The following is a 13,983-nucleotide window of genomic DNA, read 5'->3' as shown; positions in this document are numbered from 1 at the left end:
GGTCGGCTAGCACACACAACTGAATTGTTGAGGGTAAGTTTTGGGATTGATGCATCGTCTGAAAGCTTCCTACCGAAGCACTCGTGGATCCAGCACCGGGTCTCTGACAGGCGATGTGCGACAAAGGCGCCATTGTCTTGGATGATGATCTAGCCATAGTTGTGGAATTCAGGCATAGATCCTCCTGCTCGGGCCTGTCGCTCTACGGTTAGGGGCAACCACTCATACCCGCCTTGTTGAGGGTTCAAGCTCCTTCAGGTTCACCAGAGACTGGCCGTGCAAACACTAATCGCGACACCCGCCTGGTGCGTTCCGCGTGAGAGCCAAACCTGCATCACAGCCATGACTGATCCTCACCACCGTCCAGCACCCGACCTCCTGGAGCACAACGGCTACCAGATCCGCCTCAGCCCGAGCGGTCTGGACTGGATGGCCTTTGTCGCGCTGCCCAGGCAGCGTCCCACCCTGATCCTGGCTCCGGATCGCGAGGCGGCTCTCGCTAAGGCCTATGAGTGGATCAAGGAGCAGGATCGCTCCGGGAAGCAGGCACGATGACGTACCGCCTGATCCAGCTGGCGCCCGGCGCCTTTGATCTCCTGCTGCATGACACCGTCATCGCCAGCGTGGTCAGGAACGGCTCGCGCCAGCCCTACGCCTGGACGGCCGAGTTGCTCGAAGACCTGCCGCGGAGCAAGAGGCCCTCGCCCTTCCGGGAGATCGAGCACGACTTCTCGTCCCTGGAAGAGGTGTGCGCCTGGCTCGGCCACCCAAGGGTGAAGACCAACAACCGGCATGGCGCTGCCCAGAGCTCGACCCGAGGGCTCTGATCCGGAGGGTTTGCGGCCGAGGCCGGACCTTGAGCGCCAGTTCAGGCCCCACGACGAGCCCGTGAGGGCGGGGCATCCGTGCCCAACCCGGAGCCCGTCGACAGCTGTTGGTGATCGGCAACTTTGGGAGACCGAGCTGATCGGACCCCCGTGACAAGCAGCACCAAAAGGGCGCTGCACCGTGGCGCAGTGCTCCGCCGGTCGGTTCCCGCCGAGAAAGCGCTCCCGCCGAAACGGAAACTCCAGGCCGGGGCGCTGTCGAAAATTGATGCTGTCATTAAAGTGCGGGAACTGCAGGCGTTGCGCGAGGATGTCGATTTCCCGCAACGATCCGGCACGCCGAAATCCTCGCCCTTGCGATGTGCCACGTCCTCGACTGTCGTAGTGAACATCGTCTTCATGACCGTATCAAAGACGTTTGATGCCACTTCAGGCCTCAGGCGTGGCGCCAGCTGCGATGATGTCCGTTGTGCCCACGCTTGTCGCTACCTCACTCCATCAGTTTCCTTTCTCAAATCCAAGCCCACGCCCTTATTCACGAACTGGAGCGTATAGGCTTTGCGGTAGTCGAGATCCGGCTTGAAGAGCCCGGCCTTCACCATCTTGTCGAAGAAGTTCTTCATCCGCGCATCCGTCATGGCCCCGATGCCGAGCGTCTGCGCGTCGCCGGAATCGATGATGCCGTGTTCCTTCATCTTGGCGTGGGAATAGGCCAGAAGCTCGTCGGTCATCTCCGGGTTGTCGCGCTTGATGAGAGCCTTGGCCTTCGTGTTGTCGCGATAGAGGTAATTGTACTAGCCGATGGTCGAGGCATCGACGAAGCGCTGCACGAGGTCGGGGTTTTTCTCCACCACCTCGCGGCGCGTTTCGACCGTGGTGGAATAGGTGCTGAAGCCATGATCAGCCAGCAGGAACACGTTGGGCTTGAAGCCCGCGGTCTTCTCGATGGTGAGAGGCTCCGACGTGACATAGCCCTGCTGCACCGCTCGCTTGTTGGCGATGAAGGGCGCCGGATTGAAGCCAAAGGGCTTCACCTGCTCGTCCCTGAAGCCGTGCTCGGCCTTCATCCACTGGAAGAAGGTGGCGGCCGCATCTTTGGAGAGCAGAATATCGTTGGATGCCTTCAGATCCGCGAAGGTGTCGAGTCCCTGGCCGGGATGGCTCATGAGCACCTGCGGGTCCTTCTGGAAATGGGCCGCCACCACGATGGTCGGGATGTCCTTCTCCACCGCCGAGAAAGCCTGGATCATGCTGCCGCCCATGTAGAAGTCGAGCTTGCCGACGGTCATGAGCATGCGGTTGCCGGCGCGCGGGCCGCCCGGCACGATGGTGACCTTCAGGCCGTACTTCTCGTAAGTTCCGTCGGCAAGCGCCTGATAGTAGCCGCCGTGTTCGCCTTGCGCGAGCCAGTTGGTGCCGAAGGTCACTTCCGTGAGCGGCTGCTGCGCCACGGCGCTTCCCGCGCCCCAGGTGAGAGCAGCCGCCAGAAATCCCATCCTATGAGCCCATTGCCGCATCCACGTAGTCGCTTTCGTAAGGTTTGCTCGATTCATCTGTGTGCCTGTCATGAGATGTCCTGCTAGAAATTCAGTCGTGAAACGAAAGCGGCCGCTGGTGCCGAGCGGTCGAGGAGGAAGAGCGGAGCCGCCCAGTTCAGAAAACGGCTCGGGAAGAGATAACTGGCTGCGCGGGATTGCCCGAAAATCGTAGACAGCTGCGCAAGATCGTGAATGCAACGGCATCGCTTTCGCACGCTTGATCGCGCGAGATCCATTCCGGTTCCTGCTCGACAAAGGGCGCCTCTCGGTTCTTGTGGAACGATGTCAATCTTGGAACGCATCGGTTCGGCTGACTTCAACCACAGTGTCTTCGTGTTCTACCGTCAACATGCACCGCATCTCAACGAAGGTGATGACCCCTCGCGTCTTCACGCTCTGGATGCAGCCCGAAAGCCGGAATGGCACATCGCATCCAATCGCCCGTCGAAAGCGCACATTCCGCAAGGCGGCGAGGCGACTGCTCCGCGCCTTGGTGACCAGATAGGTCTCACGCACCAACGAGGGCAGGAGCGCAAGCAGCAGGTGACCTGGAACGATCGTTCGCCCGCCTGGAAGTTCCTCAGCGGCGCGATGCGGATCAACGTGAATCCACTGCGGATCGTCGGTCAGGGCTGCGAAGGCATCGATCCTCTCCTGGTCCACCTGACACCATCGGGTGGGGCCAAGCGGCTGATGCAGATAGTGGCTGAGTTCCGACGCGCGCCTGACATGCAGTGCGTTACCCATGATGATCTCCCGGTGAGCGCAGGAGGAGGGCGCTGCCGAGCCCACCAGCGGCTGCAATCGCCGCCAGTCCAAACCCGTCCTGTTTTGAGCGCATCAGATCGTGCCACAACCTGACAGCGAGGATTGCGCCCGACGCGCCGATCGGATGCCCTCGCGCGAGGGCACCACCGCCCCGGTTGACCAGAGCTGGGTCGAGGCCCAGGGCCGCGATCCCGGCCATCGCCTGCACGGCGAACGCTTCCATGATCTCCGCGCGCCACAGCCCAGATACGTTCATCTCCTGGCGGTCAAGCAGCCTGCGGACCGCCGGGATGAGCGCAAGACCGGGACGTCCTGGGTCACCGCCCACCCGCGCTGTACCGACAATTTCGAGAGCCGTGCGGTCCATGTGCTGAGCGATGGACGCGGAGGCGACAAGGACAACCGCAGCGCTGTCGGCCTCAATAGCCACTGTTGCCGCCGTCACGGCATGCTCACGGTCGCCGGCCAGCACCGGCAAACGCTGACAAAGGGCGGGGGAGAGGGCGCGCGCAAAGGCGTCGCGTGTGACACCCGCAAGAGGCACGATCTCGTCGGATGGCGGTGCGGACAGAGCTTTGGCGTGGCTTGCCACGGCGAATGCTTCCTGATCGGCCCGCCGGATCCCGAACTCGCCTGCCAGGGCGGCTGCCGCCGGAATCATGTCCGGGTCCCGGTCCGGCCACGGCGTGAAGGGAGGTCGGTCATACGGTCGGGGCTGACCATCATGACCCTTGGCAGGCCTGATCCGCATCGGCGCGCGGCTGTAGCTCTCCACACCCCCGGCCACAATGAGATCGGCCTCGCCGGCGCGAACACGGGCCGCTGCGGCCAGGATCGCGTCCAGGCCGGCGCAGCATTGGGTGTCCAGCGTCATGGCGGGGACAGTCTCGGGCAGGCCTGCGGCGAGCGCGGCGAGGCGAGCCGGGTTGCCGCCGCCATACAGAGCGTTGCCCAGAATGACCTCATCGACCCCTGCGGCCGCGAGGCCGACGTCGTCGAGCGCCGCGCGGATGGGCCCGGCTGCCAGTTCATGCGCCTCAAAGCGTGCAAACGCGCCCCCGCGCGGAACGACGGCGAGGCGCCGGGCCGCAATCAGGAAGGCGCGACTCATCCCAGCGCCCTGTAGCGGCCCTGATGCCAGGCATGCCGCAAGGCTTCGAAATCCGCCTTGCCCGAGCGCGTCAGCGGCCAGTCGGGGACGACTCCATAAAGCCGGGGCACCTTGAACAGCGGCAAGGCCTGGCGGGCATGGGCGATGAGAGCCGACCGGGTGACGCTGTGATCGCGCAGAGCCACCATCGCAACGATCCGCTCGCCCCGCCGGGCATCGGGCAAGCCCAGCACGGCCACGGCGGCAAGGCTTGGATGCCGTTCGAACACGCGCTCGATCTCCTCGGGATAGATGTTCTTGCCGGACGAGACGATCATGCGGTTGGCGCGGCCGACGAGATGCAGAAAGCCGTCGGTATCAAGAAAGCCGACATCGCCGACCGACACCGCCGCCCCCGCGCGCCAGCAGCCGCCGCTCCCGCCATAGGCATAGTTCATGAACACCAGGGGGCTTTCGACGAACACGCGTCCCGGCTGGCGCGCCGGCAGGACCCGCCCAGCCTCATCGCGGATGGTGATGGTCACCCCCGGAAAAGCCCGGCCGACTGACGTCGCCGGCACAGCTTCACCCTCCTTCGCCACGGTCACGAAGCTCAGTTCGGATGCGCCATAGAACTCGGCAAAGCGGGCATGGGGCGCCAGAACTTTGAGGCGCGGCAGGGCCTCCGAGACCCACTTGGCGCCTGAGCTCAGGATCCAGCGCAGGGATGATAACGGCTCTTGCGGCCTCTCCTCGGCCACCTCAACCAGCATGGTGAGCTGGGTGGGGACCCCATACAGCACCGTCGCGCGATGCTGTGTGATGAGGCGCAGAACCTGGGTTGGCTTGAAGCGGCGGCTCAAAATGACGGTTGCACCGGCATGCAGGCCATTCATGCAGGCATAGAGAAACAGGGAGTGGGTGAGCGTCCCAGGCGCGAGCACGACATCGGAGGGTCCAAGACCAAATTCGATCGCATCGCCCTTGAAGCTCTCGAGCCAGGAGCGATGCGAGCGGCGGTATCCTTTGGGCTCTCCGGTCGATCCAGACGTGAAGCCGACATAGAAGGCTGTGCCGGGATCCGTCTCTGGGACCGCTCCGGGACGAGGTGGAGTCAGAGACACGCCGAGACGTTGGACCGGCGCTAAGGGATCAACGAGAACAGCCCGATCGCCCATGACGCTTGGGCTGACGGTGAACACGCGGGCAGGGCGCACAATCGTGAGAACTCTCTGCACCATCTCAGCAGGCCAGTCCGGATCCAGGATCTGGGCTTCGCGACCCGCGCGGGCCGCGGCCAGACTCAGCAGCGCCAGAGGCAGGCCGTTGGGCAGATGCAGCGCAATGCCACCCGCCGGCTCCTGGCACAGCGCTGCGGCCAGACGGGAGACGGCTTCCTCCAACTGCGCATAGGTCAGCGTCTCATCCTCAACGATCAGCGCGAGGCGATCCGGGGCTGCCCGGGCATGGTCCGTGAGGGCCGCGGTCACGTTCATGGCTGCGGGACGGAGGCTCTCAAGCGCATGGATGCCGGCATGGCCGCCACGACAGCACCCGTGGCAATCGCTTTCAGCAGGTCGCCGGGCAGGAACGTGAGGCTGGCCAGAGCCGCTTTCGCCAGCGGCATTCCGGTCATCAGGGCAAGACCGGCAATGCCGCAGGCATAGATGACACCGATGCCGCCCAGAATGGACGCTGCGGCGGCCGAGACGCCAGCGGGCCGCTGAGGCAGGGCCCGGAAGACCAACCCTGTCACCATCACGCCAGGCACCCAGCCCAGCAGGAAGCCGACCGTCGGGCCGAAGAAGACCCCGAGCCCCCCGCGCCCGCCGGCCAGGAGCGGGGCTCCAAGCGCCACGACGGCGAGAAAGAGCACAACGGCCGCCGCCCCGGAGCGCGGACCGAGCAGAACCCCCGCCAGCATCACGCCAAGGGTCTGGGCGGTCACGGGGACGCCGGCCGCAAAGGGCAGGTCGATCTTGGGCAGAAGCCCGAGGGCGGCAATGATCGCTGCAAACAGCGCAATGCGAACGAACTCACGGGTGGTCATCGCTGGTCTCCTGGATGGGGTTGAGCGGAGGAACGGGTGTTGAAGCCGCGCGCGTCGAGAGCTTCGGCCATCTGGTCGGCCATGCGCAGGGCTTCGGCGATGAAGGACGGGACGAGCCTGAGCGAGGCGCGGCGGCCGGTGCGGGCGCGCCACGCCTCCTCCCGCTGCTGCCAGGCGGACAGCAGGACCGGCACGAAGCGGAGCACCAGGGCAATGGCGAGAGCAGGCACGCGGGGATTGAGCCCCACCCGTCTGAGCGGCGCCAGAACAGGAGCCACGGCGTCAATCATGCTCTGCATCGACGTGGTGAAAGTCACAAGACTGGCCGCCAGCACCATCAGGAGGATGCGTGTGATCGAGGCCGCGGCCGCGGGCCACGTCTCGAGCCAGCCCTGGAGCAGCGCGATTGCCAGCAGAAGCGGCATCAAGGGCTTGAGCAAGGCCACGCGGCGCAGGGCCTCTCGCCCGAGGCTGGCGTAGAGCCCCAGCACCAGGACCAGTCCGGTTCCGAGCACCCGCCAATCCGTCACCGGCAGCACGAGAAGGCTCACGGCCGCGACGGCTCCCAGCTTGAGACCCGCCGGAACACGGTGAAGCCAGGTGGGAGCGGCGAGATAGCCCGCGATCATGCGAGCTCCCTCATCGCCCCGTGCGCCTGGGCTCTGTAGGCATCCAGGACCTCACGAGGCGATCCATCGGCCCGAACCCGCCCCTGCTCCAGCCACACGATGCGATCGAAGGAAACCAGAAAGTCGAGATCGTGGCTGGCCATGACGATCGGCTGATCGAGGGCCTGCAGCTGATCCGCAAAGGCAAGCCGGGTTGCAAGGTCCAGGCTGGCGAAGGGCTCATCGAGCAGAATGAGACTTGGCTCCAGCGCCAGGACAGAGATCAGGCAGACCAGCTGCTTTTGCCCCTCCGACAGCTCGTGCACGACCCGGTCAGCCCAATCAGCTCGGCCGAACCGGTCGAGCCAAACCAGGGCTTGGCGCATGGCTTCCCGGCGGGTGTCCCCTCGTTCCTGAAACCCGAAAGCAATCTCCTCGCCGACCGTCGGAAAGATGATCTGGCGGTCGGGACTCTGAAACAGAAAGCCGACGCGGGAGGGGATCTGCTTTCGCTGAGCCGTGGTGTGCAGGCCAACGGTTGCGACGGTTCCGGCCCTCGGCAGAGCCAAGCCGTGCGCCAGCCGCAGCAGCGAGCTCTTGCCCGAGCCATTGGCGCCGATAAGGCCCACGCGCCACTCTTGCAGCGCGAGCGAGAAGCCGTCGAAAACAACGTGTTCCCCGTGAGCGTAGGTCACCTGGTCGAAGATGATGTGAGGGTCAGGGAGCACGGGCCGCGCTGCTTCAGTCATCGGTCATCGACTCATCCAGCATGGGTGCGAGATCATCCGGCGCTGGCGAGAAGGGGAATTGGTTGCTGGACACCGGATTCATCGAGAATCGAAAACTGATAGCGTCCTGTTGGATCGACCCGGACCTGATAGCTCAAGCGTTCGATGACATTGTTCTCGTGATCGAAGGTCAAGACCCTCGGAGTCATGTCGCTGATTTGCTTCTCGGGAATGTAGATCGCATTACAGATGATCACCTGATCGCCCGGCTGGCAGGTTCGCGCCGCCGCACCGTTCAGGATGCAACACCGGGATCCGCGCTCGCCCAGAATCACATAGGTCGAGATCCGGGCGCCCGAGTTCTTGTTCCAGATCTCCACGAACTCGAGTGGGACGATCCCGGCCTGCTCGCAATGATCCGGATCCAAGGTGATCGAGCCATGATAGTTCAGGTTTGCGCCGGTCACATGAAGGCCGTGCAACTTGGCCGCAACAACTTTCCTCATGGGGCAATCCTTCGTGCCAGCTGTCGAGCCCACGGCGCAGGCACAGCACCGTCACCGCTTCAGCAAGCCAGTTGTCATCAGACGCGTGCGGCGAGAGTTGACGTCAGGTCTGACAGGAAGTGTCGACATCAAAGCCGCCCATGGGCTTCAGGTGAACGATCGCAAAGCCCTTATTCCACACGAGCTTCTATCGCGGCAGCGAGCCTGGGTTCAAGAGTTAGATCTTCCAAATTTGGCCTTTGATTGAGATCATTCTTGCTGTCCTGCGACCAAACGCAATCAGTTTGTTCTTCTTGCGCTGATGATCGCAAGCGCAGGAACGCGTCACGAACGCCAGCTCCGGATTGCGTGCGCTTGCTCGCCTCGCGAAGGAGCGGTGTGCTCGGTGATGACGTGGATGGCCTCGCGACGATGCTGCCTCGATCAGGCGCACGCGCAACGAGTGCAATCAGGTCAACGAGAATGACCGCGAAGACTTTATAGCGCAACCATAGAGCACCTGCGTTTTGTGTTCTGCCCGACACAACGTGAGCTCCTGGCAAACAATTGCATGTCGCAAACGATTACATGCACGACACGGGATTTCAACATGTGATGCGAAATGCTAATGGCGTTGCGCGACTTGCATCTCCCCGCGGTCGCTCCTCTGAGGAAAGTCGTTCCTCCCAAACTAGGACTGCTGGCAACGGCAGCCCGTTCTTTGAACTGCCTGGATTGTCGTCATGGCACCGAAAAGCGTAACCCGAGCTGATCTGGCCGAGGCGGTGTACCAGCAAGCACCCGTGACGAAGGAGTTTGCCTCAGATCTCGTTGGTCAGGTTCTTGAGGCGATGTGCTCCGCACTCGAGGCAGGGGATCCCGTAAAGCTATCCTCATTCGGGGTTTCCGCTGTGCGAACCAAAGGCAGCCGCATCGGCCGCAATCCCAAGACCAACGTGGAAGTGCCCATCGCACCCAGTCGTGCCCTTTCATTCAGTGCCTCACCGGTCCTCAAAGCGCACGTCAACCGCGCATCGTCGCGGTCAAGCAATTCTCTTGAGGAAGGCCGTCGACGTCGCAAGGACGAGCGTTGTGAAGCGGAGTGTTGAGCCGACGCCGAAATGGAGCCTCAGGAGCAGCGCCATCTACGGCGGCTTGGCGGGCCTTGCTGTTGCGGCGTTCCACCAAGTTCATCACGTCGTCTTCAACAACATCCCGGACGACATCTACACGCATGTCATTGGCGAGATGGTGGCGAGCGTTGTGGGTGGCGCCATCCTGTTCACAGGCGTCGCAGCCTTCAGAAACTGGCTGAAAACTCCAGGCAGCGGCTGAGAGGGTCATTGGCACAATGGAACAAAGGATGTCAATGGCGATCGAGGAGACTTTGGCGAGCGAACGTGATCGCCGCTGGCATCGCCGACAGCCACTGGCTTGTCATGCCAGGGTCATCGTCAATGACCGAATGTCAGACCTGACGTGCACCGTCGACAACCTCTCTGCCGGCGGCGCTTGCATCAGATTTGCGGGCACTGTCGCTCTCCCACGGGAGTTTGTTCTGGAAATCCGCAGTCTTTCTGTGCGGGCGGACGTCCGTTTGGCATGGAGTGGCGGCACCCGCCATGGTGTCAAGTTCCTCTGGCCGCAGCACAGGCGCTGCGGCTCCGCGAGGGCCAAACCCAACATCGCTTTGGCAGATGGTCCTCTCGCTCGTAGCGTTTGATTGCATATCGCTCGTTTTGTTCCGTGCGTTGTTTCTCTCACCCCTCACGTGCCTTGGCAGCGGGGATCCAAGCACTAACCTTCTGGATTGGAGACAGTGTGGACGCACCCAATCACCCGACACGCACAGCGATCCTTGTAGTCGAGGATGAACCGCTGGTGCGCATCTTCATGGCCGATTTTCTGGAGGAGGCCGGGTTCAAGGTCTTCGAGGCTGTCAATGCCGACGAGGCGATCACGGTCCTGCAAGCCCGCCCCGATGTGCAGACGGTGATTACTGACATCGAGATGCCGGGCTCCATGAACGGCCTTGAACTGGCCAGGATCGTCCACCTGCGATGGCCCGGGATCGGCATCGTGGTGACGTCAGGCCGGGCTCGGCCGGGGCCTGACGATCTTGCCGGCGGGGCTGCGTTTCTGGCCAAGCCTTATCGTCCCGAGACCGTCATTCAGATGGTCCAGCACTTATCGACGCTGCAGACAGATGACGGTCCCAGCTGTGCCCGATCGTCGCGCTGAAGGCTATGACGTGCCCACATCAAGAGCCGTTTGGCTGCAGGACCTAAGGCAGCAGCGGTAACCGCAGACAATGAGCTGAACCTATCGAGACGCTTCAGACGGGACAGACCATTCCAGGGAAGGGTTGAAAGCCATGAACCAGTCGGAAATCGAAGCCGTAGCGCGAGCGCTGTACGAAATCCAGGAGGGCGCACGCGGATGGCATCGGGAGCCGCTCCGGCTCAAGACGCGGTTTCGCAGGGAGGTACAGGCTGCGATTGCGGCACTCGACAAGGCTGAGCACCGCAGTCGCGCCTCCCGAAGCGCTGCTCGCCCCCATGATGGGATCGTGATCACAATCGACCCCCATCAGAAACGATCCTGATCAGATAACACGTAAGACCTTGATCAGGAGCACAGCATGTTCAGGAGCTTGGTCATCGTCGCTTCACAAAGGTGAAGACATCCTGGGCTGACACACAAGACCAGAGGCCTGCTCACGTAAGATCTTCGAAACCTCCATCCTATTGAGGACCCGCCGTGGACTGGGACAAGATCAGGCTGTTCTATGAGGTTGCGCAAACCCAGAGCTTCACCCGGGCCGGTGCAAAACTGGGCGTGAACCAGTCGTCCGTCAGCCGCCAGATCAGCGCCCTCGAGCGCGACTTGAAGGTGCCGCTCTTTCATCGCCATGCCCGCGGCCTCATCCTGACCGAGCACGGGGACGTGCTCTTCCGAGCGGCGCGGGAGATCCGTCAGCGTCTGGAGGCAACGCCCCACCGCCTGACTGAGACCAGCGAGCGCCCGGCCGGAAGCCTCAAGGTCACGGCGACCATTGGGATCGGCGGTATCTGGCTCGCCCGGCGCATCACGGAATTCATGGACCTTTATCCCGAGGTGCGCATCGAGCTGATCCTGACCAACGATGAGCTGGACCTTGCCATGCGCGAGGCTGACGTGGCGATCCGCCTGCGCCGCCCCGCCCAGCCGGATCTGGTTCAGCGCCGTCTCTTCACGATCCATTATCATGCCTATGCCGCGCTCAGCTACGTCGAACGCTTCGGCGAGCCCGAGACCCTGGAGGATCTCGACCACCACCGCATCGTCACCCTGGGTGGCGATCAGCCAGACTTCATCCTGGAACCGCACCAGCTGACAGGCTGGGGCCGTGATCCGAAGGACCCGCGCCCGAACCGGCTTGTGACCAATGACAGCCTGGCCCTTCGCCACACGATCGAGACCGGAGCCGGGATCGGGGTGGCGCCGGATTATGCCATGGCCGGCAATCCCAAGGTGACGCAGGTTCTGCGGGACATCGAGATGCCCACGCTCGACAGCTATCTGGTTTACCCGGAAGAGCTGCGCTCTGTCGCCCGGGCTCAGGTGTTCCGGGATTTCCTCGTCACCAAGGCCCAGCGGTGGACCTATTGAGCGCGAGCCGCTCTTTTCAGCGATCTGCCCGCTGCCCAGTGCTGGATGGCTGCATCGGTCAGGACCGTCAACGAGCGCGTCCCTTGCCGATTGAGAGCAGCTCGCAATCAGGAGCCAAGAGAGCAGTCAGGTCTGTCCTTCGCTGATCGTATTGTTGCCTTTGCTTTGAGATCCATAACATCGTGAAGGCTCGCGTCACACATCTCAGCAAACTGTGTCTCCTCAGTCACAGCTCACGTACGGATTAGTAAAACAAAACTGCGAAATCGATTACACGAACGAAGCAGGACTCCAACCAAGCACGATAAATGGTAATCAGCTTGCGCGGTTCACTTCTACCCGTGACATCGCTCTTCGGAGGACAATCGTTCCTCCCAAGCTCAGGCTGCTGGTGACAGTAGCCTACCTTTGACCTGATTAAGGACGTAGTCGGACTGCCTTTCCGGCCGCAATGCTGCGCAGGTACGCATGAGCCATCACCTCCCAGCCGATGCATCGGCTATCACCATTCCTCGGCTGCAGCAACGGGTGCGCGATGGCCAGCGACTGGTGATGACCACAGCCTATGATGCCGTGACGGCACGCCTGGTTGATCCCGTCGTGGACATGATCCTGGTCGGCGACAGCGTTTGTAATGTCTGTCTCGGCTTCGACAACACCCTGCCGGTCAGCATGGCGATGATGAACCATCATCTCGAAGCCATCGCTCGGGCCAGGCCACGGAGCCTGCTCGTGGCCGATATGCCCTATCTCAGCTATCATCTCAGCCTCGATGACACCTTGTGCAACGCCGGCGGCTTTCTCCAGCGCGGGGCAGCCGCCGTCAAGCTGGAGGGCGGAGAAAAGCGCGTCGAGACGATCCAGGCGCTCGTGGAATGCGAGATCCCCGTGATGGGGCACTTGGGCCTGACGCCGCAAAGCGTGCATGCCATGGGCGGCTTCAAGGTGCAGAGCAGGGGAGTTCACGACGCTGTCCAAATCCTGGAGGACGCGCACCGGCTGCAAGAAGCCGGTTGCTGTGCGCTCGTGCTCGAGGGCATCCCGTCCGAGCTCGCCGCCCGGATCACCCACACCCTCAGGATTCCCACCATCGGCATCGGGGCCGGGCCACACTGCTCGGGCCAGGTGCTGGTCCTGCACGACGTGCTCGGGCTAAGCCAAGGCCACCGGCCGAAGTTCGTGCGCAGCTATGTCGATGGCTTTGGTCTGCTGCAGCAGGCCCTCACACACTGGGCCGAGGACGTGCGCCGCGGCGCCTTTCCGTCACCCGCAGAGGCCTATGCCCTGCCGGCCGAGGCCCGGGCGGCGGTATCCGCCTGGACGCCGGATCCCTCCACCCGCTCGTGAGGCCATCGATGCTGACCTTCCGCACGATCAAGTCGCTGACCCAGTGCCTGAAAGGCTCCCGCGCCGCAGGCCTGCGGGTCGGCTTCGTGCCGACCATGGGCTTCCTGCACGCGGGCCATCGCGCGCTGATCGAGGAGAGCGTTGCCCACTGTGACGTCACTGTGGTCAGCATCTTCGTCAATCCGACCCAGTTCGGCCCGAACGAGGATCTCGACCGCTATCCCCGTGCCCTGGAGGCCGACCACGCGCTCTGCCGCACGGCGGGCGTGAACCTGATCTTCGTGCCGGATGCCGGCGAGATCTACCCGCCCGGCTTCCAGACCACCGTCGAGCCCGGCCCCGTGGCCGAGCCGCTCTGCGGGGCCGTCCGGCCCGGGCACTTCCGCGGCGTGGCCACCGTGGTTGCCAAGCTGTTTAACCTCGTGCAGCCGGAGGTCGCCTTCTTCGGCCAGAAGGACTTCCAGCAATGCGCCGTGATCCGGCAGTGGGTGCATGGCCGGCAGCGCGTCGGAATCGGCAGGATCTCGACTTGACCGTCGCGATCGTGACGGTGCCGACCGTGCATGAGGCCGACCGGCTGGCGCTGAGCAGCCGCAACCGCTTCCTGAGCCTCGCCGAGCGCGAGGGCGGCCGCGGCTGGTGGTGGCCCAGGCCGCCAGCGGCTGGTCGAGACAGCCTGGAGCCCCATGACCGTGGGCGATCAGCTGCAGTGCCTCGAGGTGCGGGAGGCCGGGATGCTTGAGGCGGTGAGGGGAGCCGTTGCGTCAGCGGCCATGCTCTGTGTCGCGGCTTGTGGCGGACCCACGCGCCTGAGCGACAATGGCATTCTCGATCCCGCCGAGGCGGCGACCGTCGCACGCCGGCACGAGGCCTGACGGCGCTGGTTGGGCG

Annotated in this window: 19 protein-coding genes and 1 pseudogene; 12 read left to right on the top strand and 8 right to left on the bottom strand. The window is 63.4% G+C overall.

The window, feature by feature from the left end; translation table 11 throughout:
• The first annotated feature begins 342 nt into the window (after nucleotides 1–342).
• Both JO965_RS27015 and JO965_RS27010 read left to right on the top strand, forming a co-directional pair.
• The gene (locus JO965_RS27015; RefSeq protein WP_203445174.1) at nucleotides 343–555 is read left to right on the top strand and encodes a hypothetical protein; all 213 of its coding nucleotides are present in this window, start codon (nucleotides 343–345) and stop codon (nucleotides 553–555) included.
• Nucleotides 552–827, top strand: coding sequence for a hypothetical protein (locus JO965_RS27010; protein WP_203445173.1), 276 nt, complete (start codon nucleotides 552–554; stop codon nucleotides 825–827). The genes JO965_RS27015 and JO965_RS27010 overlap by 4 nt, the downstream gene beginning before the upstream one ends.
• A 485-nt stretch (nucleotides 828–1,312) precedes the next feature.
• On the opposite strand, the pseudogene JO965_RS27005 reads toward JO965_RS27010, so the two are convergent.
• The 8 genes and pseudogenes from JO965_RS27005 to panD all read right to left on the bottom strand — a co-directional run bounded on the left by JO965_RS27005 (nucleotide 1,313) and on the right by panD (nucleotide 8,115).
• Nucleotides 1,313–2,344 (bottom strand): annotated as a pseudogene (locus JO965_RS27005) (ABC transporter substrate-binding protein).
• Nucleotides 2,345–2,650: 306 nt separating this feature from the next.
• A complete protein-coding gene (locus JO965_RS27000) occupies nucleotides 2,651–3,112 on the bottom strand; it encodes a MaoC/PaaZ C-terminal domain-containing protein (protein WP_203445172.1) in 462 nt (153 codons plus the stop codon).
• Nucleotides 3,105–4,244: a thiolase family protein gene (locus JO965_RS26995; protein WP_203445171.1), complete on the bottom strand. Its 1,140-nt coding sequence runs from the start codon at nucleotides 4,242–4,244 to the stop codon at nucleotides 3,105–3,107. The genes JO965_RS27000 and JO965_RS26995 overlap by 8 nt, the downstream gene beginning before the upstream one ends.
• Nucleotides 4,241–5,719, bottom strand: coding sequence for an AMP-binding protein (locus JO965_RS26990; protein WP_203445170.1), 1,479 nt, complete (start codon nucleotides 5,717–5,719; stop codon nucleotides 4,241–4,243). Before JO965_RS26990 ends, JO965_RS26995 begins: the two co-directional genes overlap by 4 nt.
• Complete coding sequence (locus JO965_RS26985; RefSeq protein WP_203445169.1) at nucleotides 5,716–6,273, bottom strand: biotin transporter BioY; 558 nt, start codon at nucleotides 6,271–6,273, stop codon at nucleotides 5,716–5,718. The genes JO965_RS26990 and JO965_RS26985 overlap by 4 nt, the downstream gene beginning before the upstream one ends.
• Nucleotides 6,270–6,902 carry an energy-coupling factor transporter transmembrane protein EcfT gene (locus tag JO965_RS26980; RefSeq protein WP_203445168.1) on the bottom strand — a complete coding sequence of 211 codons (633 nt, stop codon included), beginning with the start codon at nucleotides 6,900–6,902 and terminating at the stop codon, nucleotides 6,270–6,272. The genes JO965_RS26985 and JO965_RS26980 overlap by 4 nt, the downstream gene beginning before the upstream one ends.
• Nucleotides 6,899–7,630 carry an energy-coupling factor ABC transporter ATP-binding protein gene (locus JO965_RS26975; RefSeq protein ID WP_203445167.1) on the bottom strand — a complete coding sequence of 244 codons (732 nt, stop codon included), beginning with the start codon at nucleotides 7,628–7,630 and terminating at the stop codon, nucleotides 6,899–6,901. Before JO965_RS26975 ends, JO965_RS26980 begins: the two co-directional genes overlap by 4 nt.
• Before the next feature lie 32 nt (nucleotides 7,631–7,662).
• On the bottom strand, nucleotides 7,663–8,115 hold the full coding sequence (gene panD, locus JO965_RS26970) for an aspartate 1-decarboxylase (protein WP_203445166.1): 453 nt from the start codon (nucleotides 8,113–8,115) through the stop codon (nucleotides 7,663–7,665).
• A gap of 722 nt (nucleotides 8,116–8,837) precedes the next feature.
• Between panD and JO965_RS26965 the strand changes: the two genes are divergently transcribed.
• The 10 genes from JO965_RS26965 to JO965_RS49480 all read left to right on the top strand — a co-directional run bounded on the left by JO965_RS26965 (nucleotide 8,838) and on the right by JO965_RS49480 (nucleotide 13,967).
• Nucleotides 8,838–9,203, top strand: coding sequence for an integration host factor subunit alpha (locus JO965_RS26965; RefSeq protein ID WP_203445165.1), 366 nt, complete (start codon nucleotides 8,838–8,840; stop codon nucleotides 9,201–9,203).
• On the top strand, nucleotides 9,187–9,429 hold the full coding sequence (locus JO965_RS26960) for a hypothetical protein (protein ID WP_203445164.1): 243 nt from the start codon (nucleotides 9,187–9,189) through the stop codon (nucleotides 9,427–9,429). Before JO965_RS26965 ends, JO965_RS26960 begins: the two co-directional genes overlap by 17 nt.
• Before the next feature lie 16 nt (nucleotides 9,430–9,445).
• Nucleotides 9,446–9,817: a PilZ domain-containing protein gene (locus JO965_RS26955; RefSeq protein WP_371826934.1), complete on the top strand. Its 372-nt coding sequence runs from the start codon at nucleotides 9,446–9,448 to the stop codon at nucleotides 9,815–9,817.
• Between the two features lie 98 nt (nucleotides 9,818–9,915).
• Entirely contained in the window at nucleotides 9,916–10,335 is a 420-nt protein-coding gene (locus tag JO965_RS26950) for a response regulator (RefSeq protein WP_371826933.1), read from the top strand.
• Nucleotides 10,336–10,468: 133 nt separating this feature from the next.
• Nucleotides 10,469–10,699, top strand: coding sequence for a hypothetical protein (locus JO965_RS26945; protein ID WP_203445163.1), 231 nt, complete (start codon nucleotides 10,469–10,471; stop codon nucleotides 10,697–10,699).
• 155 nt (nucleotides 10,700–10,854) lie between these two features.
• On the top strand, nucleotides 10,855–11,745 hold the full coding sequence (locus JO965_RS26940; protein ID WP_203445162.1) for a LysR family transcriptional regulator: 891 nt from the start codon (nucleotides 10,855–10,857) through the stop codon (nucleotides 11,743–11,745).
• 468 nt (nucleotides 11,746–12,213) lie between these two features.
• Entirely contained in the window at nucleotides 12,214–13,092 is an 879-nt protein-coding gene (gene panB / locus JO965_RS26935; protein WP_203445161.1) for a 3-methyl-2-oxobutanoate hydroxymethyltransferase, read from the top strand.
• Nucleotides 13,093–13,100: 8 nt separating this feature from the next.
• Nucleotides 13,101–13,625, top strand: coding sequence for a pantoate--beta-alanine ligase (gene panC, locus JO965_RS49490; RefSeq protein WP_371826932.1), 525 nt, complete (start codon nucleotides 13,101–13,103; stop codon nucleotides 13,623–13,625).
• Nucleotides 13,622–13,834: a pantoate--beta-alanine ligase gene (locus JO965_RS49485; RefSeq protein WP_371826931.1), complete on the top strand. Its 213-nt coding sequence runs from the start codon at nucleotides 13,622–13,624 to the stop codon at nucleotides 13,832–13,834. Before panC ends, JO965_RS49485 begins: the two co-directional genes overlap by 4 nt.
• The gene (locus tag JO965_RS49480; RefSeq protein ID WP_371826930.1) at nucleotides 13,827–13,967 is read left to right on the top strand and encodes a hypothetical protein; all 141 of its coding nucleotides are present in this window, start codon (nucleotides 13,827–13,829) and stop codon (nucleotides 13,965–13,967) included. Before JO965_RS49485 ends, JO965_RS49480 begins: the two co-directional genes overlap by 8 nt.
• Nucleotides 13,968–13,983 lie beyond the last annotated feature (16 nt).

This window comes from Microvirga sp. VF16 (assembly GCF_016864375.1).
Classification (GTDB): Bacteria; Pseudomonadota; Alphaproteobacteria; order Rhizobiales; family Beijerinckiaceae; genus Microvirga.
The sequence above is the reverse complement of the archived record's forward strand: the minus strand, read 5'-3'. Positions and strand labels throughout refer to the sequence as shown.

Bases quoted from the DNA above. Each gene is read 5' to 3' on its own strand.
- JO965_RS27010 (WP_203445173.1), top strand. From the start codon at position 552: ATGACGTACCGCCTGATCCAGCTGGCGCCCGGCGCCTTTGATCTCCTG.
- JO965_RS26965 (WP_203445165.1), top strand. From the start codon at position 8,838: ATGGCACCGAAAAGCGTAACCCGAGCTGATCTGGCCGAGGCGGTGTAC.
- panC (WP_371826932.1), top strand. From the start codon at position 13,101: ATGCTGACCTTCCGCACGATCAAGTCGCTGACCCAGTGCCTGAAAGGC.
- JO965_RS26955 (WP_371826934.1), top strand. From the start codon at position 9,446: ATGGAACAAAGGATGTCAATGGCGATCGAGGAGACTTTGGCGAGCGAA.
- panD (WP_203445166.1), bottom strand. From the start codon at position 8,115: ATGAGGAAAGTTGTTGCGGCCAAGTTGCACGGCCTTCATGTGACCGGC.
- JO965_RS26980 (WP_203445168.1), bottom strand. From the start codon at position 6,902: ATGATCGCGGGCTATCTCGCCGCTCCCACCTGGCTTCACCGTGTTCCG.
- JO965_RS26985 (WP_203445169.1), bottom strand. From the start codon at position 6,273: ATGACCACCCGTGAGTTCGTTCGCATTGCGCTGTTTGCAGCGATCATT.
- JO965_RS26945 (WP_203445163.1), top strand. From the start codon at position 10,469: ATGAACCAGTCGGAAATCGAAGCCGTAGCGCGAGCGCTGTACGAAATC.
- JO965_RS26995 (WP_203445171.1), bottom strand. From the start codon at position 4,244: ATGAGTCGCGCCTTCCTGATTGCGGCCCGGCGCCTCGCCGTCGTTCCG.
- panB (WP_203445161.1), top strand. From the start codon at position 12,214: ATGAGCCATCACCTCCCAGCCGATGCATCGGCTATCACCATTCCTCGG.
- JO965_RS27000 (WP_203445172.1), bottom strand. From the start codon at position 3,112: ATGGGTAACGCACTGCATGTCAGGCGCGCGTCGGAACTCAGCCACTAT.
- JO965_RS26975 (WP_203445167.1), bottom strand. From the start codon at position 7,630: ATGACTGAAGCAGCGCGGCCCGTGCTCCCTGACCCTCACATCATCTTC.
- JO965_RS27015 (WP_203445174.1), top strand. From the start codon at position 343: ATGACTGATCCTCACCACCGTCCAGCACCCGACCTCCTGGAGCACAAC.
- JO965_RS26990 (WP_203445170.1), bottom strand. From the start codon at position 5,719: ATGAACGTGACCGCGGCCCTCACGGACCATGCCCGGGCAGCCCCGGAT.
- JO965_RS49480 (WP_371826930.1), top strand. From the start codon at position 13,827: ATGCTTGAGGCGGTGAGGGGAGCCGTTGCGTCAGCGGCCATGCTCTGT.